Source organism: Pseudomonas sp. Pse35 (genome assembly GCF_024519715.1).
GTDB classification, from domain to species: domain Bacteria; phylum Pseudomonadota; class Gammaproteobacteria; order Pseudomonadales; family Pseudomonadaceae; genus Aquipseudomonas; species Aquipseudomonas paracarnis.
In genome coordinates, this window is the sequence record NZ_JALJRP010000009.1 from 151,897 (window position 1) to 178,709 (window position 26,813).

The following is a 26,813-nucleotide window of genomic DNA, read 5'->3' on the forward strand; positions in this document are numbered from 1 at the left end:
CTCACAGGCACCGCGTTTATTCAGGCAGCCCCCGTTATCGTTGACGTTTTTCGCGAGCAAGCTCGCTCCTACATTGATCGCCGCGTACTTCAGATCGCAGCGAAGCGCTTGTCCAGGTAGTCAATGATCACCTTGGAGTCATACATCCAGGTGGTCTGGCCGTTCTCTTCGATGCGCAGGCAAGGCACTTTGATCTTGCCGCCTTGCTCCAGCAGGGTCTGGCGGTCCTGCTCGTTGTTCTTCGCGTCCTTGAGCGCCACCGGCACATTCAGGCGGTGCAGGGTGCGACGGGTCTTCACGCAGAACGGGCAGGCGTGGAACTGATACAGGGTCAGGTCCTTGGCCGCAGCATTGACCTTGGCCTGTTGTTCGGCAGGGCGTTGCTTTTTGCGTGGGCGGGTAAGAAAGTCGCCCGCGATGATGACGTGGCCGAGGCCCACTCGAAGTGCTTTGACGAACATGGCTGAAACCTCTTGCCCATGACTGAGGGGGCGCAGCTTACCTGATTTCTGCAGGCGAAAAAAAACCGGCGATGAACGCCGGTTCCTTCCTGCCCAGCCGGTTACTTGATCAGGCTGAGAAATTCGCTGCGGGTGGCCGCGTTCTCGCGGAACTCACCCAGCATCACCGAGGTGATCATCGACGAATTCTGTTTCTCGACACCGCGCATCATCATGCACATGTGCTTGGCCTCGATCACCACGGCCACGCCCAGGGCGCCGGTCACTTCTAACACGGCGTCGGCGATCTGGCGGCTGAGGTTTTCCTGGATCTGCAGGCGGCGCGCATACATGTCGACAATGCGTGCGACCTTCGACAGGCCCAGCACTTTGCCGCTCGGGATATACGCCACGTGGGCCTTGCCGATAAACGGCAGCAGGTGGTGCTCGCACAACGAGTACAGCTCGATGTCCTTGACCAGCACCATTTCGCTGTTGTCAGAGCTGAACAAGGCACCGTTGGTGACTTCCTCGAGTGTCTGTTCATAACCGCGGCAGAGGTACTGCATTGCCTTGGCGGCACGCTTTGGCGTGTCGAGCAGGCCCTCGCGGGACACGTCCTCGCCGAGTTGGCCGAGGATCGCGGTGTAATTCTGTTCCAGGGACATGAAACTACCTGTGGGATTTTCGCAAAGCGCAAGGTTACGGTGGCGGACACATCGCTGCAAGCCTGACGATGGCACTTGTTACTCGTCGCGCCCTTCCATCATGGTGCGCTTGAGCATCACATACACCGCGCCGGCACCGCCGTGACGAGCCTGGCAGGAGGTAAAGCCGAGCACCTGGGCATGCTGGCGCAGCCAGGTATTGACGTGACTCTTGATCATCGGGCGCTTGCCGTCCAACCGCACAGCCTTGCCATGGGTGACGCGCACGCAGCGGATTTCGAATTTGGTCGCTTCGGCCAGGAAGGCCCAGAGGGTTTCCCGGGCTTTTTCCACGGTCATGCCGTGCAGGTCGAGGCTGCCTTCGAACGGGATCTGGCCGGCCTTGAGCTTGCGCATCTGGCTTTCCTGCACGCCGTCGCGGGCCCACATCAGTTCATCTTCGGGGCCGACGTCGATCACGAACTGGTCCGACAGGCCGTCCACGGTAGTGGCATCGGTGCGCACGGTCGCGGCCTGGCGCAGCTTGGCGATCTGCGCGCGGTCAGTCTTGGGTTTGCCGGTGTCGGCGCGGTCGTGCTTGATCGGCTTGACGCCGCGCAGCTCGTTTTTGAACAGGGAAAAATCGTCGTCTTGCATGTCAGCCTCCGCGAAGGGCGGGCAGTTTACCTAAATCGCGGCGGCCAGGGCGCAGGAAACGCTATCCAAGCGCCATCAGTCGTGCTTTTTCATCAGGTGAGAGGCGATATTCAACGACAGCGGCTGGCGCATTTTCCGGCGGCTGCGACGCCACAACCACACGCCCAACCACAGCACCAGCAAGCCGATCCCCAGCAGGAGTGCCGAGCCGCCCGGGCTGGCATTCAGTTCGCCCAGGGCGGGCGAATGCCCAAACAGACCGGCGCCACCAGCGCCCGCCAACAACAAGCCTACTAGCGCCAGCAACGCGGCAATGCACGCTACCAGGCGCAGACGCCAATTGCTCGGGCCCTTGGGGCGCAAGCGACGAGCATCAAAACCATCGGATATCTTCATTCCGACCTTTCCTCCAGGGTATCGGCCCTTCGACCGGAAGATACACAGGTTGTTCCGGGGGGAGAGGTAAATGCGCCAAATGAGAGGGCTTTGCGGATGAGCGGAGCAATAAACACGCCGCTCACCGCCAGCAGCATCAGATCAAGTCTTTGGCCAGCGCCAGGGTGGCGAAGTTGTCTGCCATGATGGCCATTTCGGTTTGCTGCACATGCTCGGCGCTCAGGATACCGCCCTTGTAGGGCAGGTCGCGGGTGGCACAGGCGTCTTCCACCAGCGTGCAGCGAAAGCCCAGGTTCTTGGCCGCGCGCACGGTGGTGCTGACGCTGGAGTGGCTCATGAAACCGCAGACGATCAGGTCCAGGGAGCCGAGGTCTTGCAGGTGTTTTTCCAGGCCGGTGCCATGGAAGGCGCTGGGCAGCAGTTTGCCGATGATGGTTTCGTCACCCTCAGGCTCTAGGCCCGGAATGAATTCGCCGCGCTCGCCCTGGGGGTCAAACAGGCCGCCCACGGTGCCCAGGTGGCGCACATGCACAATCGGGCGCCCGGCACTGCGCGCTGCGGTCACAAGCTGCTTGATGTTTTCTACCGCCGCGTCCATGCCCGAGAGGGCGAGCGGGCCGCTGAGGTATTCTTTCTGGGCGTCGATGATCACCAGGGTCGCATGATTGAGGTTGGCTGCTGCGTAACCGCGACCGCTGAGTTGAAACATCGTCTTTGGAACGGACATTCTGGGGCTCCTGTGAGTGGGGCTTTTGCGACATTGTCCACTGGCTGAGCGCTTCTGTGAATCGCTACTATCGTAAGGTACGCCGTTGCTGGCGTGCAGCCATGTCAAGAGGCAGGCCTGTTTAACACAATGCGGGCAGATTCGATGAAATCCGACGTACGGCGCCAGGTTTTTCGTACATCGTCGGTACAGGTGAAGGCTGTTAGAATCGCCAGTCGTTTTTTCCAGGAGCTTGCCCCCGTGATCACTTCTCGCCTGCGCACCTTGCGCGACCACATCCGTTGGGCTGTCAGCCGTTTCCATGGGGAAGACCTGTTTTTTGGCCATGGCACCGACAATGCCTGGGACGAAGCCCGGCAATTGGTACTGGGCGCCTTGCACCTGCCGTGGGAAATCGCCGACAGCTATTTGGATTGCAACCTGGAAGAAGAGGAAATCTCCCACGTGCAGCGCTTGCTGCATCGCCGTATCCATGAGCGAGTGCCAACGGCCTACCTGTTGAAGGAGGCCTGGTTTTGCGGCATGTCGTTTATCGTCGATGAGCGCGTATTGATCCCGCGTTCACCCATAGGCGAGCTGATTGAAGACCGCTTCGAACCCTGGCTGGCCCAGCCGCCGGCACGCATCCTCGACCTGTGCACCGGCTCCGGTTGCATCGGCATCGCCTGTGCCTATGAATTCCCCGAGGCCGAAGTGGTGCTGGGAGACTTGTCCTTCGAAGCCCTGGAAGTGGCGAACCAGAACATTGAGCGCCATGGCGTCGACGAGCGGGTCTACACCGTGCAGGGCGATGGTTTTGACGGGCTACCCGGCCAGCGTTTCGACCTCATCGTGTCGAACCCGCCCTACGTGGATGCCGAAGATTTCGCCGACATGCCCGATGAATACCAGCACGAACCGGAACTGGGCCTGGCCTGCGGCGACGACGGCCTGAACCTGGTACGCCGGATGCTGGCTGAAGCTGCGGACCACCTCACCGAGAAGGGCCTGCTGATTGTCGAAGTGGGCAACAGCCAGGTGCATGTCGAGGCGCTGTACCCGGAAGTGGATTTCGCCTGGCTGGACTTCAAGCGCGGTGGGCATGGGGTGTTTATGTTGACGGCTGAGCAGTGCCGCCAACACCAGGCCGTTTTCGCTGCCCGGATATAACTGCAGAAACTCGGTCAATGTGGGAGCTGGCTTGCCTGCGATAGCGGTGGGTCAGCTTGCACTTGTGCTACTGATACATCGCTATCGCAGGCAAGCCAGCTCCCACATTTTGATTGCATTTCAATCTATCAGCGGTGTGTGGCAATCCAGATCAACAACCCCGCCTGAAACACCGTAAACGCCACCAGACAGGTGATGGTAAAGCGCAGCCCGCTGTCTTCACGCTTGAACTTGGTGACTTTTTCCTCTTCCTTGCGCAGCTTCACTTCCTGCTCCGCCAGGTTCTGCTCTGCCTGTTGCAGCATCTGCGCGGCTTCCAGGATCTCCACGAACTGCACTTTCTCGGTGTTCCAACTGTCCAGCACGTCGCTGACCTTGCCGGGTTGCACATTGCCCTTGAGGTGCTGCACATCGGCGTAGGCCACATCGAAACCCTGGATACGCAGGAAGTGATCGCGGCGCAGGCGCGTGGCTTCGTTGAGGGCGTCCTTGTTGGCCAGGTCCACGCCGTCGACGCGGTAGTGTGACCACTTCTTCTTCGCCCAGGCGGCGCCTTGGGCCACCAGGAAGCGCCCGATACCGCGGTTGGCCGGCTCGATTTCCAGGCTGTTGCCGGGCCCGAAATGCACGCGGTGTTTATCGTGATCGACCCAGATATCCAGGTGGTTCTGCTCGCGCCGTACTCGCTGGCCCGGTAACTGGATGACCATGCGCAACAGGCTGTGGTGTTTATCATGGCGCTCGGCATAGCCGAACTGCACAAAGCGCAACGGCCGTGCGCCGGTCGCGCGGTCGGTGGCCAGCGGGGCCAGGCGCAGCATCTTGAAATGTTCGGCGTGAACGTCGGCCCACGGCAGGGCCGCTGCGGCGCCAGCTTCGGTTGCGGCCGTAGTTTCGGCGGTAGATTCGGGTGTTGTTTCGGTGGTTGTCATGCGGCGCGATCCTGTCCAAGCCCTGCGAGCCGACAATCTTTTTACTGTCGACTCTGGACTTATCGGCCGTTTTTCCCAGGACTGGAGGCCAATTGCCGCTTAACGGGGTTGAAGTCCTTCGATAAAGCTGACGATACGTTGGCCCAGCTCCGCAGCCAGCGGCAGTTTCGGGTCATTGTAGGAGGCCAGTTGCTGCTTCACGTTATTGGGCACGATGCGCATCACGTGGTTCATGCCTTCGATCACCGTCAACTGCGCGTCGGGCTTGGCCTGCTTCAGTTGCCGGGCGTCGCCTACGCCAACCTGGATATCGTTGGTGCCCTGAATGATCAGCGCCGGCATGTCCAGGCGCGCAAAGGCGGCCGACGGATCGGCGCGGAACAGGCTGATCAGATACGGCTGCACGCTGGGTCGGAAAATACCCTCCAATGGGCGCGGCACGTCGGCGTCCACCTGGCCGGCCTTGAGGTGATCGAGTATTTCATTGCTGCGCAGCAGCAGGGCAGGGGGCAAGTGATCGGCCAGTTGCTGACGGATCACCTGGTCCACCGGGCGGGCGCTGCCAGACAAGGAAATGACCCCGGCCGGTTCAAGTTGCGGCGCGGCGAGGGCGGCGACCAGCGCGCCCTCGCTGTGGCCCAGCACAATCAGCGGGCCCATGCGCTTGTCGGCCTTGAGTAATTTGCCCCAGGCCACGGCGTCGGCCACATACGCCTCCAAAGTCAGGTTGCGTTCATCCGGCGTGGCCGCCAGGCTCGCGGCCACGCCGCGCTTGTCGTAGCGCACGCTGGCGATGTTATGCCGGGCCAGTACCCAGGCCAGGCGCTTGAGGCTGTCATTGCGCGCGCCGTCGGCGCTGTTGCCGTTACGGTCGGTGGGGCCGGAGCCGGCGATGATCAGCACCACCGGCACCGGTTTATCCGATTGCGGCAACAGCAGGGAGCCAAAGAGTTGGCCGCTGCCGGTGTCCAGGCTGATCGGGCGTTGCAAGACAACAGGGGAGGCGGCCTGGGCCACGGCGGTGAACAGGGTGAGGGTGAACAGCAGAACTCGCAGCATCATAGCGCCATCATTGGAGAGGTGCCGGTTGGACCAACGTCTACCGGTAAGGTTTCGAGGATGAACTAGTCGGTTAGCCTGCGTATACTGGCTGTCTTAAGTTATTACGGTTGACTTGATTCAACTGATTTCACGGAGCGCCCTGCATGTCCGGCAATACCTTCGGCAAGCTGTTCACTGTCACCACCGCGGGCGAAAGCCATGGCCCGGCGTTGGTCGCCATTGTCGACGGCTGCCCGCCAGGCCTGGAGCTGAGCCTGGACGACCTGCAGCGCGACCTCGACCGCCGCAAGCCCGGCACCAGCCGCCACACCACCCAGCGCCAGGAACCGGACGAAGTCGAAATCCTCTCCGGAGTGTTCGAAGGTCGCACCACGGGCTGCGCCATTGGCCTGTTGATTCGTAACACCGACCAGAAGTCCAAGGACTACTCGGCGATCAAGGACCTGTTCCGCCCGGCCCATGCCGACTACACCTACCACCACAAATACGGCGAACGCGACTACCGTGGCGGTGGCCGCAGCTCGGCGCGTGAAACCGCCATGCGCGTGGCCGCTGGCGCCATCGCCAAGAAATACCTGGCCACCCAGGGCATCGTCATCCGTGGCTACATGAGCCAGTTGGGCCCGATTGAAATCCCGTTCAAGACTTGGGACAGCGTCGAAGACAACGCCTTCTTCTGCCCCGACCCGGACAAGGTGCCGGAACTGGAGGCCTACATGGACCAGTTGCGCCGCGACCAGGACTCGGTCGGCGCGAAGATCACCGTGGTGGCCGAAGGCGTGAAACCGGGCCTGGGTGAGCCGATCTTTGATCGCCTCGACGCCGAACTGGCCCATGCGTTGATGAGCATCAACGCGGTGAAAGGCGTGGAAATCGGCGCCGGCTTCGCCTGCGTATCCCAGCGCGGTACCGAGCATCGCGATGAGATGACCCCTGAAGGTTTCCTCAGCAACAACGCGGGCGGCATCCTCGGCGGTATTTCTTCCGGCCAGCCGATCGTGGCGCACCTGGCGCTCAAGGCCACGTCGAGCATTACCACGCCTGGCCGTTCGATCGATGTGCACGGCAACCCGGTGGACGTGATCACCAAGGGCCGCCACGACCCGTGCGTCGGCATCCGTGCCACACCGATTGCCGAAGCCATGATGGCCATCGTGTTGATGGACCATCTGCTGCGCAACCGCGGGCAAAATGCCGATGTGCGCGTGAGTACCCCGATACTGGGCCAACTGTGATCGCCTGGGGCAATGAGCGAGCTTGTTGTGGCCAGCGAGCTTGCTCGCGCTGGGCTGCGCAGCAGCCCCAATAACATGCTCCCACCGCTCCCATACTGGCGCCTCTCCAGCTTCTACCTCTTCTATTTCGCCCTGCTGGGGGCGACCGCGCCGTTCCTGGCGCTGTACTTCGATCACCTCGGTTTCTCCAGCGCGCGCATCGGCGAGCTGGTGGCCATTCCCATGCTGATGCGCTGCGTGGCCCCCAACCTGTGGGGCTGGATCGGCGACTACACCGGCCGGCGCCTGGCCATTGTGCGCTTCGGCGCGGTGTGCACCCTGGCCAGCTTCTGCCTGATTTTTGTCAGCAAAACCTACGCCTGGCTGGCGCTGGTGATGGCCCTGCACGCGTTCTTCTGGCACGCGGTGCTGCCGCAGTTTGAAGTCATCACCCTGGCCCACCTGCACAAGCAAACCTCGCGCTACAGCCAGATCCGTCTGTGGGGCTCCATTGGTTTTATCCTCACCGTGGTGGTTATGGGGCGCCTGTTCGATTGGCTGAGCCTGGATATTTACCCGGTGGTGGTCGTGGTAATCATGGCCGGCATCATCGGCGCCAGCCTGTGGGTACCGAACGCGCAGCCGGCCAGCCACGGCAACCGCCTGGCCGGCGATGGCTTTCTCAAGCAATTGGGCAGCCCAGGCGTGCTGGCGTTTTATGCCTGCGTGGCGCTGATGCAAATGAGCCATGGCCCGTATTACACCTTCCTCACCCTGCACCTGGAGCATTTGGGCTACAGCCGTGGCGTGATCGGCCTGCTGTGGGCGCTTGGGGTGGTGGCGGAAGTGCTGATGTTCCTGGCCATGAGCCGTATTCTTGCGCGCTTTTCGGTGCGCCGGGTGCTGCTCGCCAGCTTCTTGCTGGCGGCGCTGCGCTGGTGGCTGCTGGGTTCATTTGCCGAGGTTTTCTGGCTGCTGCTGGTGGCGCAGTTGATGCACGCCGCCACGTTCGGCAGCTTCCACGCGGCGGCGATTGCCTTTGTGCAACGCAGCTTCGGTGACCGCCAGCAAGGCCAGGGCCAGGCCCTATATGCCGCGCTGGCCGGCACCGGCGGCGCGCTCGGCGCCCTGTATTCCGGTTACAGCTGGAATCTGCTGGGGCCAACCTTCACGTTCAGTATCGCCAGCCTCGCGGCGCTGGCCGCCGCCATTATCATTGGCCTTCGATTGCAAGAGCCGAACCAAGGAACCGTGCAATGAGCTATGTAGCCGTCTACTCCATCGCCACCCCGGACACCCCGAACAAAGTGTTGACCCATGCCGACGACATCCAGTCGACCCTGGCCGAGCACGGTGTGCGGTTCGAACGCTGGCAGCCCAGCCCAATCGAAAAGGGCGCCAGTGCGGCGCAGATGATCGCCGCGTACCAGGCGCAGATCGATGCTCTGGGCTACGCCGCTGTTGAAGTGGTCAGCGTGACCCACGACCATCCACAGAAAGACGAGTTGCGCGCACAGTTCCTGGATGAACGTACCTACAGTGAAGATGAAGTGCGTTTCTTCATCGCAGGCCAGGGGCTGTTTACGCTGCACATAGGCGACTATGTGTACAGCTTGCGCTGTGAGAAGAATGACTTGCTGATCATCCCGGCCGGTGTACCGCACTGGTTCGACATCGGCGAAAACCCGCACTGTGTGACACTGCGTTTGTTCAACACGGCCCAAGGCGTTGTGCCCTCTTTGACCGGTGATGCGATTGCCGCCCGCTTTCCAGGGCTGGATGACTAAGCATAGATAACTGAATGTTCAACCCTGGCAAGTTGGAAGTTGCTGTGGGAAGAAACTTAATTATTTGTAGGGCAACGCTGTTTGTTCGGTGCTGTGCGCTTTGATTCCACTCTTTATGTAACTCTCTGTTCGGCGTCAATGTTTATGCCATCTGTCAATGGGAGGAATCCGAAAGATGGCAGCGCATCAGCAGATATAAGGAGAGAACAATGAGTGGCCCCGAGGAGACGTATCGCCCGTTGGTTATCGTGCCGACGGCTATCAGAAAACGCATGAGCTTGTCCGGCAAGCCCCTGACTTCCACCGAGCTGGAAATCCTGCGATGGGCCTCCGAGGGCAAGACCGTCTGGGAAATCAGCCAGATTCGCGCCACCTCTGAAGCCACGGTTAAATTTCATCTGCGCAACATCTACGGCAAGTTGGATGTCACCAACCGTGTACAGGCAAAGAATGAGGCCGCACGCCAGGGCTTATGTTAACGGCATGAAAAAGGGCCGCGACGCTGAGTAGCGTCGCGGCCCTTTTTTTTCGGATTTTCAGCTTAGGCCGAATGATAAGTCGGCAGCGCAAAGCGGTTCTGGCTTTGCAACATCGAAATCTGCGGCAGTTCGCTGGCTTGTTCAGCCAAGTCACGGCGAATGGCGCTGATGACCCAGGTCAGTTGATCGGCGGTGTGCAACTGCTGATAAGAGATCGAGCGCTTGACCTGTTTACCTTCGCTGTTGCGCAGGGTCAACAGGATACCGCCGTCCGGACGTGGCTGGGTGGTGACGTCGTAGTTGGAGAATACCGAAGCGAATTTATCTTGGATCAGGCTCATGTCTATCAGCTCCATTGGCTCAAGTTGGCAAGCATGGAGTGATAGGTGCAGTGATTGTGCCAGTATTGGATTTTCTAGAAAATCCTTATAAATCAGTCAGTTATAAATTTATAGGATTTTCATTTTCGTGCAATTTGCATGAAGGGCCATCGTGCATCCTGCATTTTGCGCTATCTGCCCGGTGATTTTCCGGGCAGGAGGGGAAGGGCTGTAATGATACTGACCGCCTTTTGCCAGGAAAAATCCCGGTCGGCTGGCAGGCCGTCATCGCAGGCAAGGCGGCTCCCACATTTAAATGGTGGAGTGTCAGGGGGATAGGCATCGGGCGGCCGCCACGGGATACAAAACTTTTCAAATCCCGCGTGTACAGCCAAAGAACCGCTGACGTATTTTCCGCTACACCAGTCGATGTACCTGGACCAGACCAAGAATAAGAAAAGGGACGTCCCTCCATGACTCATCAGCAAGTCGACATGATCACCTGGCGCATGATGCTGCGTAAGGTGCCTGCCATTGTTCGGGCGCTCCCACGGGTGGTGCGCGGCATGCGTGCGGCCAACGTCACCGACCCCAACCAACCCTGCGGCCTGGGCTGGCATTTCGAACAAGCCACCTTGCGTAACCCTGACGGTGCTGCCCTGCTGTATGGGGACAGCGTGATCAGCTACCGCGACGCCAATCAGTGCGCCAATCGCATTGCCCATCACTTGCAGGCCCAGGGCATCCGCAAGGGCGATGTGGTAGCGCTGTTTATCGAGAATCGCCCCGAGTTGCTGCTCAACGTGCTGGCCGTGGCCAAGCTGGGCGGCATCTGCGCCATGCTCAACACGGCGCAAACTCAAGGGGCGCTGGTACACAGCCTGACCCTGGTCAAGCCGGTTGCCATTGTGGTCGGTGCCGAATTGCTGAGCCCTTACGCAGCAGTGCGCGATCAAGTCCAGATCCCGGCCGAGCGCACTTGGTTCGTGGCCGATCAGCCGGGCAGTAGGGTGCCCGACGGCTACATCGACCTGATGGCCGCCAGTGCCGAAAGCCCGGTGGACAACCCGGCGAGTTCCGCGCAGGTGTTCTTCCACGATCCCTGCTTCTATATCTACACCTCCGGCACCACCGGCTTGCCCAAGGCCGGCATCATGAAGCACGGGCGCTGGACCAAAACCGCCGTGAGCTTCGGCAGTATCGCCCTGGACATGGGGCCACAGGACGTCCTCTATTGCACCTTGCCGCTGTACCACGCCACCGGCCTGTGCGTGTGCTGGGGGGCGGCGATTATCGGTGCGTCCGGCTTTGCCATTCGGCGCAAATTCAGCGCCAGCCAGTTCTGGGACGATGCACGCAAGTTCAAGGCGACCACCCTGGGCTATGTCGGTGAGCTGTGCCGCTATCTGCTCGACCAGCCCGCGAGTGCGCAGGACCGTGATAACCAGGTGACCAAGATGGTCGGCAACGGCCTGCGCCCCGGTGTGTGGGCGCAGTTCAAGCAGCGCTATGGTGTGGAGCATATCTGCGAACTGTATGCCGCCAGCGACGGCAATATCGGCTTTACCAACGTGCTGAACTTTGACAACACCATCGGCTTTTGCCTGCAGCATTGGGCGCTGGTGGACTACGCCCATGACACTGGTGAACCGCTGCGCGGCAGCAACGGGTTCATGGTCAAGGTGCCCACCGGCGGGCAGGGCCTGTTATTGGCGCGCATTGATGATAAGTCGCCCTTCGACGGTTACACCGACCCGGAAAAGAACCGCAAAGTGGTACTGACCGACGTATTCGAAAAAGGCGACCGCTATTTCAACACCGGCGACCTGGTGCGCAGCATCGGTTTCGGGCATGCGCAATTTGTCGATCGCCTGGGGGATACCTATCGCTGGAAGGGCGAAAACGTCTCGACCACCGAGGTGGAAAACGTCCTGCTGAAACACCCGCAGATCGCTGAAGTGGTGGCCTATGGCGTCCAGATCGACAACACCAACGGCCGCGCCGGCATGGTCGCCATCACCCCCAGCGAATCCCTGGCCAGCCTGGACATGCGCGAACTGCTGCAATTCGCCCACGGCCAGTTGCCCCCTTATGCGGTGCCGTTGTTTTTGCGGATCAAGGTGAAGATGGAAACCACCGGCACGTTCAAGTACCAGAAAGTGAAGCTCAAGGAGCAAGGGTTCGACCCGGACAAGGCTGGCAATGACCCGGTCTACGCCTGGTTGCCGGGTTCGGACACCTATGTGCCGGTGACCGGGCAATTGCTGGCGCAGATCCAGGGCGGGCAATTCCGTTATTGATTCTGGCTATGGCGGCTTTTGACAAAAAAGCCATGACACCGGGGAACTCCATCGCGACACTGGGCGCCTTAAACAGTTATGTCAGTCGCCTCAGCAAGGAGCCCCCATGTCAGATCAGCCTAAACAAATGACCGAAGACGAAGCCGCCGAGTTTGCCGAGCAAGTCTTCGACGTCGCTCGGCGCGGCGACGCCGCCATGCTTGCCGCACTGTTGGCGAAAGGCCTGCCGGCCAACTTTCGTAATCACAATGGCGACACCCTGTTGATGCTCGCGGCGTACCACGGCCATGCCGAGGCGGTCAAAGTGCTGCTGGAGTTCAAGGCCGACCCCCTGATCGCCAACGACAAGAACCAGTTGCCGATTGCCGGCGCGGCGTTCAAAGGCAATCTGCCGGTGGTCCAGGCGTTGATCGAGGGCGGCACGCCGATTGACGCGGCCTCCTCGGACGGGCGTACGGCCTTGATGATGGCGGCGATGTTCAACCGCGTTGACATGGTTGACTATCTGCTTGGTAAAGGCGCAAACCCCAAGGCCACCGATGCACAAGGCGCGACGGCACTGGCCGCGGCGCAGACCATGGGCGCGGTGGATACGGCGGCGCAGTTGCAGAAACTGGTGTAGGCTACGCGCCCTTCAAAACTTGCCCGTTACAGGATCGCCCCATGAAAACCGCCCTCGTCGAACTCATCAGCAAAATCAGCGCCGGCGTCATGGGGGACGATGAAGTAGCGCGTATCGCCGAAGAAGCGGCCCAGGCCTACGCGGACCCGGCGGCGTTCCTGGCGGCCAATCCGGATATCAACTACGACGACAGTTTCCCGATCCCGCTGGGGGAGTGGGTGGTGGTCGGTAGCCTGCCGGACACGGTGTTGTTCCAGGCCGATACCTATGGCGACCTGTTTGCCCAGATCGTTGCGTCGTTCGGTCCGGGCGTGGCGTTCAACCTCAAGCCCAAGCAACTGGCCAAGACCGAAGACCTGACCGCGCTCAACCGCATCCAGATCCAGATGAGCGCCCTGAGCCCCGAAGATGGCGGTTATGTGCTGATGAACTTCAGCCAGTTGCTGGACGACGAGATCCAGGCAGTGCTGGTGTTCGGCAACGACCTGGCGCGGGTACTGGAACTGTGTGCCGAAGTCGGCATCAAGGCCGAACCGTCATTGGAAGCCTTAAAGATTGCCGTACACGTCTGAAATAAAACGGAACCCGCGCCAAGGCTGACTATCCTACAAGTGCATGCCCTCACTTAGGAGCGACACCATGGGTTCCACGTTTAATAGTCTGATTGGCCTGATCATCCTCGCGCTGGATATCTGGGCGATCATCAACGTGTTCAAAAGCGGCGCCAGCACCGGCGCCAAAGTGCTGTGGATCCTGTTGATCCTGCTGTTGCCAGTGCTGGGCCTGATCATCTGGGCTATCGCCGGGCCGCGCGGTAACGTGCGGATCTGAGCCCTAATGCCAGTGTAGGAGCGAGCTTGCTCGCGAAAAACGTCAACGATAACGCGTGCTTCCTGGATGAACGCGGTGACTTTGAGTTTTTCGCGAGCAAGCTCGCTCCTACAACAGCAGATTTGTGTGTCGAAAGTATTCGCCGCACGAAATTTTCACATCCCATCCAAGACAATTCGCCGGCTTTATCCGGCTGCCAGGGCTCTATCTCCAGTGCCCTTAAAGGCAGGGCCGTGCCTTACGTTCAGTAATTAATAGCCTTGCCGGCCTCGATCGGGCACCATTTGTGCCACCGCGTTAACCGCCTACCCCAGCCAGCCTGGGCGAGGGACGGACGCCACTGCATTATTTCGCAACTTAAACTTCCAATGGGTCCTAAAACGACATGGCAAACCCGGACGCCCTGAATCAGCAGCGAGCTTCAAATCGCCTGCTGCAACCGACCGTCAAATCCCATCTGGCGTACACGCTGCTCTGCGCATTGGTCATGATGGTGATGTTTTCCCTGCTGCGCCTGGCGTTGCTGGTCTACAACCGCGAGATGATCCTCGATACGCCGGCCTCGACGTTCCTTGAAGCGTTCGCCAACGGCCTGCGCCTGGACATTCGCCTGGTGATGTACCTGCTGATTCCGCTGCTGTTGGCGCTGTTCAGCGTGCGGGCCATGGCGGCGCGCGGGTTCTTCCGTTTGTGGCTGACCGTCGCGTCCAGCATCGCCTTGTTCCTGGGCTTGATGGAGATGGACTTCTACCGCGAATTCCACCAGCGCCTCAACGGCCTGGTCTTCCAGTATGTGAAGGAAGACCCGAAAACCGTGATGAGCATGCTCTGGTACGGTTTCCCGGTGGTGCGTTACCTGCTGGCCTGGGCCGTGGGCACGCTGATCCTGAGCATGGCCTTCAAGGGCGCTGACCGCGCAACGCGCCCACGGGGCCCGTTCAGCGGCGGCACTATCAGCACGCGCCAGGTGGCGCCATGGTACAGCCGCATCGCAGTGTTCATGGTTTGCCTGCTGGTCGCCGTGGTCGCCATCCGTGGCACCCTGCGCCAGGGGCCACCGCTGCGTTGGGGTGACGTCTACACCACCGATTCGAACTTCGCCAACCAGTTGGGCCTCAATGGCACCCTGTCGCTGATCGCGGCGGCCAAGGCGCGCTTTGGTGAAGACCGCGCCAACATCTGGAAGGCGACCCTGGAACAACCGCTGGCCACCCAGACCGTGCGTGACATGCTGGTGCTGCCGCAAGAGAAGCTGGTAGACACCGACACCGCTGCCGTGCGCCGTGACTTCACGCCACCAGCCGAGAAAACCCTGCCGATCAAGAACGTCGTGGTGATCCTGATGGAAAGCTTCGCCGGTCACTCGGTGGGCGCTTTGGGACGTCCGGGCAATATCACCCCGTACTTCGACAAGCTGACCCACGAGGGCTTGCTGTTCGACCGCTTCTTCTCCAACGGCACCCACACCCACCAGGGTATGTTCGCCACCATGGCCTGCTTCCCGAACCTGCCGGGTTTCGAATACCTGATGCAGACTCCGGAAGGCAGCCACAAGCTGTCGGGCCTGCCGCAGTTGCTCAGTGCGCGTGATTTCGACGATGTGTATGTCTACAACGGCGATTTTGCCTGGGACAACCAGTCGGGCTTCTTCAGCAACCAGGGCATGACCAACTTCATCGGCCGCAATGACTTCGTCGACCCGGTGTTCTCCGACCCTACATGGGGCGTGTCCGACCAGGACATGTTCAACCGTGGCCTGGAAGAACTGAAGGCCCGCGAAGGCGGCAAGCCGTTCTACGCACTGCTGCAAACCCTGTCCAACCACACGCCGTACGCATTGCCGACCCCGTTGCCGGTAGAGAAAGTCACCGACCGTGGCAGCCTCAACGAGCATTTGACGGCCATGCGCTACTCCGACTGGGCCTTGGGCCAGTTCTTTGAAAAGGCCCGCAAGGAGCCGTACTTCAAGGAAACCCTGTTCGTGATCGTCGGTGACCACGGCTTTGGCAATGAGCAGCAGATCACCGAGATGGACCTGGGTCGCTTCAACGTGCCGATGCTGATGATTGCACCGGGCATGCGCGAGAAGTTCGGTGAGCGTGACCACACCGTGGGCACCCAGATCGACATCGTGCCGACCATCATGGGCCGCCTGGGCGGCGATACCTTGCACCAGTGCTGGGGCCGCGACCTGCTGAACCTGCCGGAAGGTGACAAGGGTTTCGGCGTGATCAAGCCATCGGGCAGCGACCAGACCGTGGCCTTGCTCACCGGCGACCGCGTACTGGTATTGCCCAAGGAAATGCCACCCAAGTTGTGGGAATACACACTGGGCGCCGAGCCGACTGGCAAGGTGATTCCTGAGTCGCCGGACGAAGCTGTGCTCAAGCAGAAGCTCGAGTCGTTCCTGCAGACCGCGACCAAGAGCCTGCTGGATAACACCGCAGGTGTGGTAGATGGCAAACCGGACTAACTGACCGGCAATAAAAAAGAGGCCCTCTAGAGGGCCTCTTTTTTTTGCTTTCTTACTTGTAGGAGAGAGCTTGCTCGCTCCTACAAAAAGCGTAGCGCGGCGTTTATATCTTGCCGAGCAACAACAGCACCAGCAGAACAACCAGCACCACACCCAGGATACCCGACGGTCCATAACCCCAGTTACGCGAGTGCGGGAACACGGGCAGGCCACCGACCAGCAGCAGGATCAGGATAATAATCAGAATGAGGCTCATGGTTTTATTCCTTATAGGTTCTTTGCAAAAACCGGCTGTTTAACCGTTGGTTCGTCCATGTACAGTGGGACGCCTTACCCATTCCGACTCTGCTACTTCGTAGAAAATTCATTGTTTTTATAAAACATTTTGATGTGACGCTTATTTCTTTTAACGCGTGCGCAACTTGAACTAATCAGTTGAAAAAAATTGAACTTAGTCGATAGGCACGCTTGCGACCGGGCCCGCGGTTTGCCCGGGGCATTCATCACCCTGATGGTGCGTGGGTAGAGCAAAAACCTTCGCTACACTGCCGGTCACTTCTTTCGTGAACCACAAGGCTACCTCCTATGCAAAACCGCATGATGATCACTGGCGCCGGGTCTGGCCTGGGTCGCGAAATCGCTCTGCGCTGGGCCCGTGAAGGCTGGCAGTTGGCGTTGTCTGATGTCAGCGAGCCCGGTTTGCAGGAAACCCTCAAGCAGGTTCGCGAAGCAGGGGGGGATGGCTTTATCCAGCGCTGTGACGTGCGTGACTACAGCCAGCTCACGGCCTTCGCCCAGGCCTGTGAGGTGAAGCTCGGGGGCATCGATGTGATCGTCAATAACGCCGGCGTGGCCTCGGGCGGGTTCTTCGCTGAACTGTCCCTGGAGGATTGGGACTGGCAGATCGCAATCAACCTGATGGGCGTCGTCAAAGGCTGCAAGGCGTTCCTGCCGCTGCTGGAAAAGAGCAAGGGCCGCATCATCAACATCGCGTCAATGGCAGCGCTGATGCAGGGCCCCGCCATGAGTAACTACAACGTGGCCAAGGCGGGCGTGGTGGCGTTGTCCGAGAGCCTGTTGGTGGAGCTCAAGCAACAGGAAGTGGGCGTGCATGTGGTGTGCCCGTCGTTTTTCCAGACCAACCTGCTCGACTCGTTCCGTGGGCCAACCCCAGCCATGAAGGCTCAAGTGGGCAAGTTGCTTGAGAGTTCGCCCATCTCGGCGGCGGATATTGCCGACTACATTTACCAGCGCGTGGCCGAAGGCGAATTCATGATCCTGCCCCACGAGCAAGGCCGCATGGCTTGGGCGTTGAAACAGAAAAATCCGCAGTTGCTGTATGACGAAATGACCCTGATGGCCGACAAGATGCGCGCCAAGGCGCAGGCTGTTAAGGCCTGATTTGGCTGGGGTCTGTCAGGCAAGTTACCTACCTGTGTAGGCAGTGCCTGATTTGCCCGCAAGCCATTGCCGGCCCAGCGCCAAGGGGGCATGGTCGAGGTCCTGTTACTGGAAAAGGACAACCGCCATGCTGGTCTTAAGCCGTGCCATAGGCGAAGCCATCGCCATTGGCGATGACATCACCGTGCATATCCTTGACGTGAACGGTACTCATGTGAAGTTTGGCATCGAGGCGCCGATGGGCGTCAACGTGTACCGCTCCGAGGTGTACCGCAAGATTCTCAAAGGCGAGGGCCAGGCTACCCATCCCGTGCCGGTACCCAACCTTTAGGCGCAGCTTTTCAGTCGAACAGGTGCTTGGGCACATCGTGCTTGAGCATCAACTGGCATTGCTCGCTCTCGGGGTCGAAGACGATCAGCGCCTGGCCTTTGGTCAGCGCCTGGCGCACGCGCAGCACGCGGGTTTCCAGGGGCGTGTCGTCGCCATTGTCGGTGCCGTCGCGGGTGACGAAGTCTTCGATGAGGCGGGTCAGGGTGTCGACTTCAAGTGCATCGTAGGGAATCAGCATACAAGCCTCAGGTGTCAGGTCCCGGCGATGCTACTGCGCCGGGACCTTTGTTGCCAGTATCAACTCACCGCGTCAGGACTTCTGGCCGACCAGGCTGTCCACCGATGGCACGCGGGTGTCGCTCTCCATTTGCGTTTCATGCTCGATCTGATGACTGAACCGATCCAGTGAGCCCTGGGCCGGTTGCGCATCGCTGGCAAACACCGGCGGGCTGAGGATGTAAGCGCCCAGCAAGCGGCTCAGGGCGGCCAGGCTGTCTATATGGGTACGCTCGTAACCGTGGGTGGCGTCACAACCGAAGGCCAGCAGGGCGGTGCGTATATCATGGCCGGCGGTGACCGCCGAGTGCGCATCGCTGAAGTAATAGCGGAACAGATCGCGGCGTACCGGCAGGTCGTTCTCCGACGCCAGGCGCAGCAAGTGGCGGGACAGATGATAATCATAGGGCCCGCCGGAGTCCTGCATGGCCACGCTCACCGCGTGTTCGCTGGAGTGCTGGCCGGGGGCGACCGGGGCAATATCGATGCCGACAAACTCACTCACATCCCAGGGCAGGGCGGCCGCTGCACCACTGCCGGTTTCCTCGGTAATGGTGAACAGCGGGTGGCAGTCGATCAGCAAGGGTTCGCCACTGTCGACGATGGCCTTGAGCGCGGCGAGCAGGGCAGCGACGCCGGCCTTGTCGTCCAGGTGGCGAGCGCTGATATGCCCGCTCTCGGTGAACTCGGGCAGTGGGTCGAACGCCACGTAGTCACCGACGCTGATGCCCAGGGAGTCGCAGTCGGCACGCGTGGCGCAGTAGGCGTCCAGGCGCAGTTCCACATGGTCCCAGCTCACCGGCATTTCATCCACGGCAGTGTTGAACGCGTGCCCGGAGGCCATCAACGGCAATACGCTGCCGCGAATCACGCCGTTGTCGGTGAACAGGCTGACCCGGCTGCCTTCGGCAAAGCGGCTCGACCAGCAGCCCACCGGCGCCAGGGTCAGGCGCCCGTTGTCCTTGATCGCACGCACGGCGGCGCCGATGGTGTCCAGGTGGGCAGAGACGGCGCGGTCAGGGCTGTTTTTCTGGCCCTTGAGGGTAGCGCGAATGGTGCCGCGCCGGGTCATTTCAAACGGAATGCCGAGCTCTTCCAGGCGTTCGGCGACGTAACGCACGATGGTGTCGGTAAAACCGGTGGGGCTGGGAATGGCGAGCATTTCCAGCAGCACTTTTTGCAGGTACGCGAGATCGGGTTCGGGAATGGTTCGGGTCATGGAAACTCCTGATGAGTTGAGGGCGATCGACGCGCTGCGATCGTGCGATCGTTCCCACGCTCTGCGTGGGAATGCCTCAGGGACGCTCTGCGTCCGCTGTGGTGACGCAGAGCGTCACAGGCTGCATTCCCACGCGGAGCGTGGTAACGATCGGTAGTCAGGTAGCCGGCTGACTGTGTGGAAACAACAAATCCACAAACTTCTCAGCCGTGGGTTGCGGTTCATGGTTGGCCAGGCCGGCCCGTTCGTTGGCTTCGATAAACACATACTCTGGCTGGTCGGCCGCAAGTACCATCAGGTCCAGGCCGACCATAGGGATATCCAGGGCACGGGCCGCACGCACGGCCGCGTCCACCAGCGTGGGGTGCAGGATCGCCGTGACATCTTCCAGGCAACCCCCGGTGTGCAGGTTGGCGGTGCGTCGCACGGCCAGTTGCACGCCACGGGGCAGGATGCTGTTGTAGTCGTAACCTGCGGCTTTGAGGGTGCGCTCGGTTTCTGCATCCAGCGGGATTTTGCTCTCGCCGTCGGTGGCCGCCTGGCGACGACGGCTTTGCGCCTGGATCAACGCGCGAATCGAATGCTGGCCGTCGCCGATCACTTCGGCAGGGCGACGAATCGCAGCCGCGATCACTTCAAAACCGATCACCAGAATCCGCAGGTCCAGGCCTTCGTGGAAGCTTTCCAGCAACACGCGGCTGTCGAACTGGCGCGCCGCTTCGATCGCCTGCTGCACCTCTTCGATGCTGCGCAGATCCACGGCGACGCCATGGCCTTGCTCGCCATCCAGCGGCTTGACCACGATGCGCTGGTGTTCGTCGAGAAACTCCAGGTTGTCGTCGGCACTGCCCGCCAACTGTTGCACCGGCACCTGCAGGCCCGCCGCCTTGAGCACCTTGTGGGTGAGGCTCTTGTCCTGGCACAGGGTCATGCTGATGGCGCTGGTCAGGTCGCTCAGGGACTCACGGCAACGCACGCGACGCCCGCCGTGGCTAAGGGTGAACAGGCCCGCATCGGCATCGTCCACTTGCACATCAATACCGCGTCGGTGGGCTTCTTCGACAATGATGCGCGCGTAAGGGTTGAACTCCGCCTGGGGCCCCGGGCCCAGAAACAGCGGTTGATTGATGCCGTTCTTGCGCTTGATTGCAAAGGTGGTCAACGCCCGAAAGCCGAGCTTGGCGTAAAGGCTCTTGGCCTGGCGGTTATCGTGCAGCACCGACAAGTCCAGGTAGCTCAAGCCTCGGCTCATGAAGTGCTCCACCAAGTGGCGCACTAACACTTCACCGACGCCAGGGCGCGTGCATTGCGGGTCGACGGCCAGACACCAGAGGCTGCATCCGTTCTCCGGGTCGTGGAAGGCCTTGTGATGATTGAGGCCCATCACGCTGCCAATCACCGCGCCGCTGTCTTCGTCTTCGGCCAGCCAGTACACCGGGCCGCCTTGATGACGTGGGGTGAGGCGTTCCGGGTCGACAGGTAGCATCCCGCGGCCCTGGTAAAGGTGGTTGACCGCTTGCCAGTCGGCCTCGCTCTGCACCCGGCGAATACGAAAGCCGCGAAATACACGGGTGGCCGGGCGGTAGTCGGTGAACCACAGGCGCAGGGTGTCGGACGGGTCGAGGAACAGTTGCTGCGGGTCAATGCCCAGGATTTGCTGAGGCGCGGCCACGTACAGCGCTATATCACGCTCGCCGGGCTGCTCGTTGAGCAGTTCCTGGGCCAGGCTTGCCGGGTCGGGAAAGGTGTGGCCAATCAACAACCGGCCCCAGCCGCAATGCACGGCAATCGGGTCGGCGGCCAGTGCGCTGCCATCTTCGGCCAGGCGCGCTTGCAGGCGCTCGTAGGTCGGCGCCTGGCCCTTGAGTAAGCGTTGGCTGTAAGCCGCGGCATTCGGTTTCATGGATCAGATTCCTTGTTCGCTCAGCCACAGGTTCAGCGCCGCCAGCTGCCACAGCTTGGAGCCGCGCAGCGGGGTCAATTGGCCTTGCGGGTCGGTGAGCAAGCGGTCGAGCATGGCCGGGTTGAACAGCCCGCGGTCCTGGCTCGGGTCCAGCAGCAACTCGCGCACCCAATTCAAGGTATCGCCCTGCAGGTGCTTGAGGCCGGGCACCGGGAAGTAGCCTTTCTTGCGGTCGATGACTTCGCTGGGGATCACCCGACGCGCCGCTTCCTTGAGCACCTGTTTGCCGCCGTCGGGCAGCTTGAACTGGGCCGGCACACGGGCCGACAGTTCTACCAGGCGGTAGTCGAGAAACGGCGTGCGCGCTTCCAGGCCCCAGGCCATGGTCATGTTGTCGACGCGTTTGACCGGGTCGTCCACCAGCATCACCGTGCTGTCCAGGCGCAGGGCCTTGTCCACCGCTGCGTCGGCGCCCGGCATTGCAAAGTGCTCGCGCACGAAATCGCCAGCAGCGTCGTTGGCGGTCAGCCATTGGGGCGCGACGGTCGCCGCGTAGTCGTCGTAGCTGCGGTCGAAAAACGCCTCGCGGTAGGCCGCGTACGGGTCGCTGGCACCGTCCACTTGCGGGTACCAGTGGTAACCGGCGAACAGTTCATCGGCGCCCTGGCCGCTCTGCACCACTTTGCAATGCTTGGCCACTTCCCGCGACAGCAGGTAGAAGGCGATGCAGTCATGGCTGACCATCGGCTCGCTCATGGCGCGGAAGGCGGCCGGCAGTTGCTCGATGATCTCGCTTTCGGCGATGCGCAGTTGGTGGTGATGGGTGCCGTAGTGTTTGGCGATCAGGTCTGAGTACTGGAACTCGTCGCCACGTTCGCCGCCGGCGTCTTCAAAGCCGATGGAAAAGGTCGACAAATCCTCCACGCCCACTTCACGCAGCAGGCCGACGAGCATGCTCGAGTCGACGCCGCCGGACAGCAGCACCCCCACATCCACCGCCGCACGTTGGCGAATGGCCACGGCTTCGCGGGTGCTGTCGAGCACGCGGTCGGTCCAGTCTTCCAGGGTCAGGTGTTTTTCGTCCTCATGGGGCCCGTAGGGCAGGGTCCACCAGGTTTTCTGTTCGGTCTTGCCGCTGGCGTCGATGCGCATCCAACTGGCGGGCGGCAGCTTTTCGATGCCGGCCAACAACGTGCGCGGCGCAGGGACCACGGCGTGGAAATTCAGGTAGTGGTTGAGGGCGACCGGATCGAGGATCGGGTTGATATCCCCACCCTTGAGCAACGCGGGCAACGCTGAGGCAAAGCGCAGGCGTTGGCCGGTGCGCGACAGGTACAAGGGCTTCACACCGAGACGGTCACGAGCGATGAACAGACGCTGGGCATCACGCTCCCAGATGGCGAAAGCGAACATGCCGTTGAGCTTGGGCAGCAGCGCTTCGCCCCAGGCGTGATAACCCTTGAGCAACACTTCGGTGTCGCCACCGGAATAGAAGGCGTAACCCAGGGCTTCCAGCTCTTGGCGCAGCTCCGGGAAATTATAGATAGCGCCATTGAACGCCAGGGACAGCCCCAGATGGGCGTCGACCATCGGTTGGGCAGAGCCGTCCGACAGGTCCATGATCTTCAGGCGGCGGTGGCCCAGGGCAATCGGCCCTTGGGCATGAAAGCCCCAGGCGTCGGGGCCTCGGGGGGCGAGGTGGTGCGTGATGCGTTCTACGGCTGCCAGGTCGGCAGGTTGATGATCAAAGCGTAACTCGCCAGCTAGTCCACACATAAATTCCTTACCGGTTTTTCCGTTGGGGAGGGGTCAATACTCAATACGCCCAAAAGGGCGCGTACCCAGAAACTGACCCAGTGCTATGCGTGGAGTTTTAGACCGATAAGTTATAAGGCAGATAGCCGCCTTGCCTTTAATCCGGCTTTTTTTGTGCAGCGCCCTGGCCTCGCACCAACGCGCGCAGGGCAAATCGATTGGGGTGGCAAGCCTCGGCTACGCTGGTGGGCACTGGCAGGGGCTCATCACTCAGCCATGCAGCCAAAAGTTCGCCGCACAACGGCGCAGTGATCAGGCCACGCGAGCCATGGCCGCTATTGAGAAACAGCCCCGGCAGCCACGGGCAGGGCGTTTGCGGCACTTGCCGGGCGTCTTTGCCCAGTACCGCATAAGCCTGCTCAAACGCCGCATGGTCGGCCAGTGGCCCAACGATGGGCAGGTAGTCGGGGCTGGTACAACGAAACGCGGCACGGCCTTCCAGTTGTTCGGCCGCCAGGCGGTCGGCACCCAGGCGCTGCAGCAGGTCGGTAGACATCTCGCGCAGCATCTGCAGGTTGCCGCTGTGTTCGGCGGGCGTGGGCGTGAGGTCTTGATTGTTGAAGTCAAAACTGGCGCCCAGGGTGTGTTCGCCAAGCCGGGCCGGCGCGACGTAGCCCTCGGCACAGACCACCGTGGCCAGCGCTTTACTCGCGCAGGTTTGCGCCAGCCGAGTGATCTGCCCACGGATGCGCTTGAGCGGTATGTCAGCACTGAAGGGGAAACGCTTGATCTCCGCAGCCCCTGCGAGCACCACGACACCGGCGCTGGCCAGCACGCGGTCACCGGCGCGGGCTTGCCATTGGTCGTCGAGCCGGTGCAGTTCCAGTGCCTCGTGGTGGGTGAGCACTTCAATCAGTGGATGTTTGGCCTGCCACTGGCACAGCGCGGGCGGATGCACCCAACCGCCCTCTGGAAAAAACAACCCGCCGTGGGCCAGTTCGATTCCCGCCTTTTGCTGCGCCTGCTCGCGGTCTAGTAGATGCAGCAGGTCCGGAGCAAAGGCGTTTGCCAATTGAGCCTGACGCTGGATCTCTTTGGCGTCAAACGCCAGTTGCAACACGCCACAGCCGTCCCAATCGACACCTCGGTGCAAATGTTCCAGCAGGCGTCGGGTGTGGCCAAAACCGCTGACTATCAGCTGGGACAAGGCCGTGCCATGGGCCGAAAGCTTGAGGTACAACACACCCTGTGGGTTGCCCGACGCTTCCTGTGCCAAGCCGGCGTGGCGCTCCAGAAGGCTGACACGCCAACCCCGGGCGGCCAGGCTGGCGGCGGTCGCGCACCCGGCCAGGCCACCGCCGATGACCAGGGCATGACGTTCTCCCTCGATGGCGGGTGGCCGGGCGAACCAGGGTTTACGTGGGGCCGGCGCGGGTAAGTCGGCGGGCCAACCGACAAACTCCCCACGCAGGATCTCCCACTTATGGCCGATGCCTGGCGTGCGTTTCATCTTGAACCCGGCGGCATTGATCAACCGCCTTACCCAGCCGGTGCTGGTGAAGGTGCTGATGGTCGAGCCCGGTGCCGCCAGGCGCGCCAGTTGGGCGAACAGCTCGGCGGTCCACATGTCGGGGTTTTTCGCCGGGGCGAACCCGTCGAGAAACCATGCATCGACCTGGGCGTCCAGTTGCGGCAATTGTTCCAGCGCATCGCCGATCAACAGGGTCAGGGTCACGCGGCCGTTGTCCAGTACCAGGCGTTGGAAACCCTGGTGGATGGCAATGTATTGCGCCAGCAGTTGCTCGGCCAAGGGTTGCAGTTCGGGCCAGAGGGCGAGGGCGCGTTGCAGGTCGGCATGGCTGAGGGGGTACTTTTCCACGCTGACGAAGTGCAGCCGCGCACCGGCGACTGCGTGCTGTTCGAACAACTGCCAGGCGCAGAGGAAGTTCAAGCCGGTGCCGAAGCCAGTTTCACCAATCACCAGGCGCCCACCTGCGGGCAAGGCGGCGAAGCGTTCCTGCAAGCGGTTCTGCTCCAGGAACACGTAGCGGGTTTCTTCCAGGCCCGACTGGTCGGAGAAATACACGTCGTCGAATACCCGCGAATGCGGGCGGCCTTGGTCATCCCAGTCGAGCTGGGCGTGGGTGATGGGGTTCATGGCGGCTCATAAAATGAAAGCGGGCAAAGGCAAGGCGGCCATTCTAGCCGATCAACAGGCGTTGAATTGATCCATGGCAAGGCTGGGTTGTATTTCCTTGCGCGTGTCGGGGCCCAATCCGCTAGTCTTGAGCCATCTTGAAACGGAGCTGCCCATGTTCGAATCCGCCGAAATCGGTCACGCCATCGACAAAGACACCTACGACGCCGAAGTGCCGGCCTTGCGTGAAGCCTTGCTGGAAGTTCAGTACGAGCTGCAACAGCAGAAACGCTTCCCGGTGATCATACTCATCAACGGCATCGAGGGCGCGGGCAAGGGTGAAACCGTCAAGCTGCTCAATGAATGGATGGACCCGCGCCTGATCGAAGTGCGCACCTTCGACCAGCAGACCGACGAAGAACTGGCGCGTCCACCGGCCTGGCGCTACTGGCGGCAACTGCCGGCCAAGGGCCGCATGGGCATTTTCTTCGGCAACTGGTACAGCCAGATGCTGCAAGGCCGCGTGCATGGGCAGATCAAGGATGCGCGCCTGGACCAGGCCATCGCCGGCGCCGAACGTCTGGAAAAGATGCTCTGCGATGAAGGTGCGCTGATCTTCAAGTTCTGGTTCCACCTGTCCAAAAAACAGATGAAGGCGCGCCTCAAGGCCCTGGCCGACGACCCGCTGCACAGCTGGCGCATCAGCCCATTGGACTGGCAGCAGTCCAAGACCTACGACAAGTTCGTGCATTTCGGTGAGCGTGTGCTGCGCCGCACCAGCCGCGATTACGCGCCGTGGCATGTGATCGAAGGCGTCGACCCCCATTACCGTGGGCTGACCGTGGGCAAGATCCTGCTCGATGGGCTGCAAAGTGCCCTGAACCAGGCCAAGGTCAAGGCCAGCGGCATGAACCCGGCGCCGTTGCTTGCCTCGGTGGACCAAAAGAGCCTGCTCGACAGCCTCGACATGACCCTGCGCCTGGACAAGGACGACTATGAAGAGCAACTGATTACCGAACAGGCGCGCTTCTCTGGCCTGATGCGCGACAAACGTATGCGCAAGCACGCGCTGGTAAGCGTGTTCGAGGGCAACGACGCGGCGGGCAAGGGCGGGGCGATCCGCCGTGTGGCGGCAGCACTGGACCCGCGCCAGTACCACATCGTGCCGATTGCCGCGCCCAGCGAAGACGAACGGGCCCAGCCTTATCTATGGCGGTTCTGGCAGAAAATCCCGGCGCGCGGCATGTTCACCGTGTTTGACCGCTCCTGGTACGGCCGCGTGCTGGTGGAGCGCATCGAAGGCTTCTGTACCCCTGCGGACTGGATGCGCGCCTATGGCGAGATCAATGACTTCGAAGAGCAACTGCGCGATGCGGGGGTGATCGTGGTCAAGTTCTGGCTGGCCATCGACAAGGAGACGCAACTGGAGCGCTTCCAGGCTCGTGAAGAAATCCCCTTCAAACGCTTCAAGATCACCGAAGACGACTGGCGCAATCGCGACAAGTGGGACGACTACCGCGCGGCAGTGGGCGATATGGTTGACCGCACCAGCACCGAGGTGGCGCCCTGGACTCTGGTCGAGGCCAACGACAAGCGCTGGGCGCGGGTCAAGGTGCTGCGCACCATCAACCGTGCGCTGGAAGAAGCGTTTGATAAAAGCGACAAGCACGACAAGAAGAAAAAGAAATAGCCTGTAGGAGCGAGCTTGCTCGCGAAAAACGTCAACGATAACGCGTGCTTCCTGAGTGAACGCGG

General features: G+C 61.2%; 27 protein-coding genes. 13 read left to right on the plus strand and 14 right to left on the minus strand.

The features are described from left to right. Positions 1–89: 89 nt before the first annotated feature. From OC445_RS10970 to OC445_RS10990, 5 genes are all read right to left on the minus strand, one after another. A complete protein-coding gene (locus OC445_RS10970; RefSeq protein WP_020302241.1) occupies positions 90–461 on the minus strand; it encodes a glutathione S-transferase N-terminal domain-containing protein in 372 nt (123 codons plus the stop codon). 101 nt (positions 462–562) lie between these two features. Further along, positions 563–1,108 (minus strand): GTP cyclohydrolase I FolE, encoded by a 546-nt coding sequence (gene folE / locus OC445_RS10975; protein ID WP_014719282.1) that lies wholly within the window; start codon positions 1,106–1,108, stop codon positions 563–565. A 78-nt stretch (positions 1,109–1,186) separates the two neighbouring features. Further along, positions 1,187–1,744, minus strand: a complete 558-nt coding sequence (locus OC445_RS10980) for a Smr/MutS family protein (RefSeq protein ID WP_003192796.1) — start codon at positions 1,742–1,744, stop codon at positions 1,187–1,189. A gap of 75 nt (positions 1,745–1,819) precedes the next feature. After that, complete coding sequence (locus OC445_RS10985) at positions 1,820–2,140, minus strand: hypothetical protein (RefSeq protein WP_054896326.1); 321 nt, start codon at positions 2,138–2,140, stop codon at positions 1,820–1,822. A 136-nt stretch (positions 2,141–2,276) separates the two neighbouring features. Continuing rightward, a complete protein-coding gene (locus OC445_RS10990; RefSeq protein ID WP_014719280.1) occupies positions 2,277–2,867 on the minus strand; it encodes a cysteine hydrolase family protein in 591 nt (196 codons plus the stop codon). Between the two features lie 240 nt (positions 2,868–3,107). On the opposite strand from OC445_RS10990, the gene prmB reads away from it, so the two are divergent. Beyond that, on the plus strand, positions 3,108–4,016 hold the full coding sequence (gene prmB, locus OC445_RS10995; protein ID WP_034126143.1) for a 50S ribosomal protein L3 N(5)-glutamine methyltransferase: 909 nt from the start codon (positions 3,108–3,110) through the stop codon (positions 4,014–4,016). A gap of 128 nt (positions 4,017–4,144) precedes the next feature. Here prmB and OC445_RS11000 read toward each other — a convergent pair whose 3' ends face one another. Beyond that, positions 4,145–4,948 (minus strand): hypothetical protein, encoded by an 804-nt coding sequence (locus tag OC445_RS11000; protein ID WP_034126144.1) that lies wholly within the window; start codon positions 4,946–4,948, stop codon positions 4,145–4,147. A gap of 99 nt (positions 4,949–5,047) precedes the next feature. After that, complete coding sequence (locus tag OC445_RS11005) at positions 5,048–6,010, minus strand: alpha/beta hydrolase (protein ID WP_019818577.1); 963 nt, start codon at positions 6,008–6,010, stop codon at positions 5,048–5,050. Between the two features lie 143 nt (positions 6,011–6,153). On the opposite strand from OC445_RS11005, the gene aroC reads away from it, so the two are divergent. The 4 genes from aroC to OC445_RS11025 all read left to right on the plus strand — a co-directional run bounded on the left by aroC (position 6,154) and on the right by OC445_RS11025 (position 9,490). Beyond that, complete coding sequence (aroC, locus tag OC445_RS11010; protein ID WP_003192786.1) at positions 6,154–7,245, plus strand: chorismate synthase; 1,092 nt, start codon at positions 6,154–6,156, stop codon at positions 7,243–7,245. Between the two features lie 75 nt (positions 7,246–7,320). Then, positions 7,321–8,484 carry an MFS transporter gene (locus OC445_RS11015; RefSeq protein WP_054896363.1) on the plus strand — a complete coding sequence of 388 codons (1,164 nt, stop codon included), beginning with the start codon at positions 7,321–7,323 and terminating at the stop codon, positions 8,482–8,484. Further along, positions 8,481–9,011 (plus strand): 1,2-dihydroxy-3-keto-5-methylthiopentene dioxygenase, encoded by a 531-nt coding sequence (locus tag OC445_RS11020; protein ID WP_054896324.1) that lies wholly within the window; start codon positions 8,481–8,483, stop codon positions 9,009–9,011. Before OC445_RS11015 ends, OC445_RS11020 begins: the two co-directional genes overlap by 4 nt. Before the next feature lie 209 nt (positions 9,012–9,220). Continuing rightward, positions 9,221–9,490: a response regulator transcription factor gene (locus OC445_RS11025; protein ID WP_054896323.1), complete on the plus strand. Its 270-nt coding sequence runs from the start codon at positions 9,221–9,223 to the stop codon at positions 9,488–9,490. Between the two features lie 62 nt (positions 9,491–9,552). Here the strand turns inward: OC445_RS11025 and OC445_RS11030 are convergent, their stop codons facing one another. After that, positions 9,553–9,831, minus strand: a complete 279-nt coding sequence (locus OC445_RS11030; protein ID WP_003172952.1) for a DUF3509 domain-containing protein — start codon at positions 9,829–9,831, stop codon at positions 9,553–9,555. A 452-nt stretch (positions 9,832–10,283) separates the two neighbouring features. Between OC445_RS11030 and OC445_RS11035 the strand changes: the two genes are divergently transcribed. The 5 genes from OC445_RS11035 to OC445_RS11055 all read left to right on the plus strand — a co-directional run bounded on the left by OC445_RS11035 (position 10,284) and on the right by OC445_RS11055 (position 16,036). Beyond that, positions 10,284–12,110: a long-chain-acyl-CoA synthetase gene (locus OC445_RS11035; protein WP_198790824.1), complete on the plus strand. Its 1,827-nt coding sequence runs from the start codon at positions 10,284–10,286 to the stop codon at positions 12,108–12,110. A gap of 106 nt (positions 12,111–12,216) precedes the next feature. Further along, positions 12,217–12,732, plus strand: coding sequence for an ankyrin repeat domain-containing protein (locus OC445_RS11040; RefSeq protein WP_014719271.1), 516 nt, complete (start codon positions 12,217–12,219; stop codon positions 12,730–12,732). 41 nt (positions 12,733–12,773) lie between these two features. Then, a complete protein-coding gene (locus OC445_RS11045) occupies positions 12,774–13,304 on the plus strand; it encodes a hypothetical protein (RefSeq protein WP_054896321.1) in 531 nt (176 codons plus the stop codon). A 67-nt stretch (positions 13,305–13,371) separates the two neighbouring features. After that, a complete protein-coding gene (locus OC445_RS11050) occupies positions 13,372–13,563 on the plus strand; it encodes a PLDc N-terminal domain-containing protein (protein WP_003192770.1) in 192 nt (63 codons plus the stop codon). Positions 13,564–13,948: 385 nt separating this feature from the next. Next, a complete protein-coding gene (locus OC445_RS11055) occupies positions 13,949–16,036 on the plus strand; it encodes an LTA synthase family protein (protein ID WP_034126149.1) in 2,088 nt (695 codons plus the stop codon). Positions 16,037–16,139: 103 nt separating this feature from the next. On the opposite strand, the gene OC445_RS11060 is transcribed toward OC445_RS11055, so the two are convergent. Continuing rightward, on the minus strand, positions 16,140–16,292 hold the full coding sequence (locus OC445_RS11060; protein ID WP_003192767.1) for a DUF3309 family protein: 153 nt from the start codon (positions 16,290–16,292) through the stop codon (positions 16,140–16,142). A 329-nt stretch (positions 16,293–16,621) separates the two neighbouring features. On the opposite strand from OC445_RS11060, the gene OC445_RS11065 reads away from it, so the two are divergent. Both OC445_RS11065 and csrA read left to right on the plus strand, forming a co-directional pair. Then, positions 16,622–17,437, plus strand: a complete 816-nt coding sequence (locus OC445_RS11065; protein WP_054896320.1) for an SDR family oxidoreductase — start codon at positions 16,622–16,624, stop codon at positions 17,435–17,437. Positions 17,438–17,564: 127 nt separating this feature from the next. Continuing rightward, positions 17,565–17,768 (plus strand): carbon storage regulator CsrA, encoded by a 204-nt coding sequence (gene csrA / locus OC445_RS11070; protein WP_054896319.1) that lies wholly within the window; start codon positions 17,565–17,567, stop codon positions 17,766–17,768. Positions 17,769–17,778: 10 nt separating this feature from the next. On the opposite strand, the gene OC445_RS11075 is transcribed toward csrA, so the two are convergent. The 5 genes from OC445_RS11075 to mnmC form a co-directional block, all read right to left on the minus strand. Continuing rightward, positions 17,779–18,006, minus strand: a complete 228-nt coding sequence (locus tag OC445_RS11075; protein WP_003192759.1) for a YheU family protein — start codon at positions 18,004–18,006, stop codon at positions 17,779–17,781. A 72-nt stretch (positions 18,007–18,078) separates the two neighbouring features. Beyond that, positions 18,079–19,263, minus strand: coding sequence for an osmoprotectant NAGGN system M42 family peptidase (locus tag OC445_RS11080; protein ID WP_034126152.1), 1,185 nt, complete (start codon positions 19,261–19,263; stop codon positions 18,079–18,081). A 157-nt stretch (positions 19,264–19,420) separates the two neighbouring features. Continuing rightward, a complete protein-coding gene (gene ngg, locus OC445_RS11085; protein WP_198790823.1) occupies positions 19,421–21,166 on the minus strand; it encodes an N-acetylglutaminylglutamine synthetase in 1,746 nt (581 codons plus the stop codon). Positions 21,167–21,169: 3 nt separating this feature from the next. Next, a complete protein-coding gene (locus OC445_RS11090; RefSeq protein ID WP_014719264.1) occupies positions 21,170–22,942 on the minus strand; it encodes an N-acetylglutaminylglutamine amidotransferase in 1,773 nt (590 codons plus the stop codon). Between the two features lie 136 nt (positions 22,943–23,078). After that, positions 23,079–25,079, minus strand: coding sequence for a bifunctional tRNA (5-methylaminomethyl-2-thiouridine)(34)-methyltransferase MnmD/FAD-dependent 5-carboxymethylaminomethyl-2-thiouridine(34) oxidoreductase MnmC (mnmC, locus tag OC445_RS11095; RefSeq protein WP_198790822.1), 2,001 nt, complete (start codon positions 25,077–25,079; stop codon positions 23,079–23,081). 154 nt (positions 25,080–25,233) lie between these two features. On the opposite strand from mnmC, the gene pap reads away from it, so the two are divergent. Then, the gene (gene pap, locus OC445_RS11100) at positions 25,234–26,748 is read left to right on the plus strand and encodes a polyphosphate:AMP phosphotransferase (RefSeq protein ID WP_054920485.1); all 1,515 of its coding nucleotides are present in this window, start codon (positions 25,234–25,236) and stop codon (positions 26,746–26,748) included. Positions 26,749–26,813 lie beyond the last annotated feature (65 nt).

What these genes read in the sequence shown, in the direction of transcription:
- OC445_RS10970 (WP_020302241.1), bottom strand. Translation starts at nt 461, where the DNA reads ATGTTCGTCAAAGCACTTCGAGTGGGCCTCGGCCACGTCATCATCGCG.
- folE (WP_014719282.1), bottom strand. Translation starts at nt 1,108, where the DNA reads ATGTCCCTGGAACAGAATTACACCGCGATCCTCGGCCAACTCGGCGAG.
- OC445_RS10980 (WP_003192796.1), bottom strand. Translation starts at nt 1,744, where the DNA reads ATGCAAGACGACGATTTTTCCCTGTTCAAAAACGAGCTGCGCGGCGTC.
- OC445_RS10985 (WP_054896326.1), bottom strand. Translation starts at nt 2,140, where the DNA reads ATGAAGATATCCGATGGTTTTGATGCTCGTCGCTTGCGCCCCAAGGGC.
- OC445_RS10990 (WP_014719280.1), bottom strand. Translation starts at nt 2,867, where the DNA reads ATGTCCGTTCCAAAGACGATGTTTCAACTCAGCGGTCGCGGTTACGCA.
- OC445_RS11000 (WP_034126144.1), bottom strand. Translation starts at nt 4,948, where the DNA reads ATGACAACCACCGAAACAACACCCGAATCTACCGCCGAAACTACGGCC.
- OC445_RS11005 (WP_019818577.1), bottom strand. Translation starts at nt 6,010, where the DNA reads ATGATGCTGCGAGTTCTGCTGTTCACCCTCACCCTGTTCACCGCCGTG.
- aroC (WP_003192786.1), top strand. Translation starts at nt 6,154, where the DNA reads ATGTCCGGCAATACCTTCGGCAAGCTGTTCACTGTCACCACCGCGGGC.
- OC445_RS11015 (WP_054896363.1), top strand. Translation starts at nt 7,321, where the DNA reads ATGCTCCCACCGCTCCCATACTGGCGCCTCTCCAGCTTCTACCTCTTC.
- OC445_RS11020 (WP_054896324.1), top strand. Translation starts at nt 8,481, where the DNA reads ATGAGCTATGTAGCCGTCTACTCCATCGCCACCCCGGACACCCCGAAC.
- OC445_RS11025 (WP_054896323.1), top strand. Translation starts at nt 9,221, where the DNA reads ATGAGTGGCCCCGAGGAGACGTATCGCCCGTTGGTTATCGTGCCGACG.
- OC445_RS11030 (WP_003172952.1), bottom strand. Translation starts at nt 9,831, where the DNA reads ATGAGCCTGATCCAAGATAAATTCGCTTCGGTATTCTCCAACTACGAC.
- OC445_RS11035 (WP_198790824.1), top strand. Translation starts at nt 10,284, where the DNA reads ATGACTCATCAGCAAGTCGACATGATCACCTGGCGCATGATGCTGCGT.
- OC445_RS11040 (WP_014719271.1), top strand. Translation starts at nt 12,217, where the DNA reads ATGTCAGATCAGCCTAAACAAATGACCGAAGACGAAGCCGCCGAGTTT.
- OC445_RS11045 (WP_054896321.1), top strand. Translation starts at nt 12,774, where the DNA reads ATGAAAACCGCCCTCGTCGAACTCATCAGCAAAATCAGCGCCGGCGTC.
- OC445_RS11050 (WP_003192770.1), top strand. Translation starts at nt 13,372, where the DNA reads ATGGGTTCCACGTTTAATAGTCTGATTGGCCTGATCATCCTCGCGCTG.
- OC445_RS11055 (WP_034126149.1), top strand. Translation starts at nt 13,949, where the DNA reads ATGGCAAACCCGGACGCCCTGAATCAGCAGCGAGCTTCAAATCGCCTG.
- OC445_RS11060 (WP_003192767.1), bottom strand. Translation starts at nt 16,292, where the DNA reads ATGAGCCTCATTCTGATTATTATCCTGATCCTGCTGCTGGTCGGTGGC.
- OC445_RS11065 (WP_054896320.1), top strand. Translation starts at nt 16,622, where the DNA reads ATGCAAAACCGCATGATGATCACTGGCGCCGGGTCTGGCCTGGGTCGC.
- csrA (WP_054896319.1), top strand. Translation starts at nt 17,565, where the DNA reads ATGCTGGTCTTAAGCCGTGCCATAGGCGAAGCCATCGCCATTGGCGAT.
- OC445_RS11075 (WP_003192759.1), bottom strand. Translation starts at nt 18,006, where the DNA reads ATGCTGATTCCCTACGATGCACTTGAAGTCGACACCCTGACCCGCCTC.
- OC445_RS11080 (WP_034126152.1), bottom strand. Translation starts at nt 19,263, where the DNA reads ATGACCCGAACCATTCCCGAACCCGATCTCGCGTACCTGCAAAAAGTG.
- ngg (WP_198790823.1), bottom strand. Translation starts at nt 21,166, where the DNA reads ATGAAACCGAATGCCGCGGCTTACAGCCAACGCTTACTCAAGGGCCAG.
- OC445_RS11090 (WP_014719264.1), bottom strand. Translation starts at nt 22,942, where the DNA reads ATGTGTGGACTAGCTGGCGAGTTACGCTTTGATCATCAACCTGCCGAC.
- mnmC (WP_198790822.1), bottom strand. Translation starts at nt 25,079, where the DNA reads ATGAACCCCATCACCCACGCCCAGCTCGACTGGGATGACCAAGGCCGC.
- pap (WP_054920485.1), top strand. Translation starts at nt 25,234, where the DNA reads ATGTTCGAATCCGCCGAAATCGGTCACGCCATCGACAAAGACACCTAC.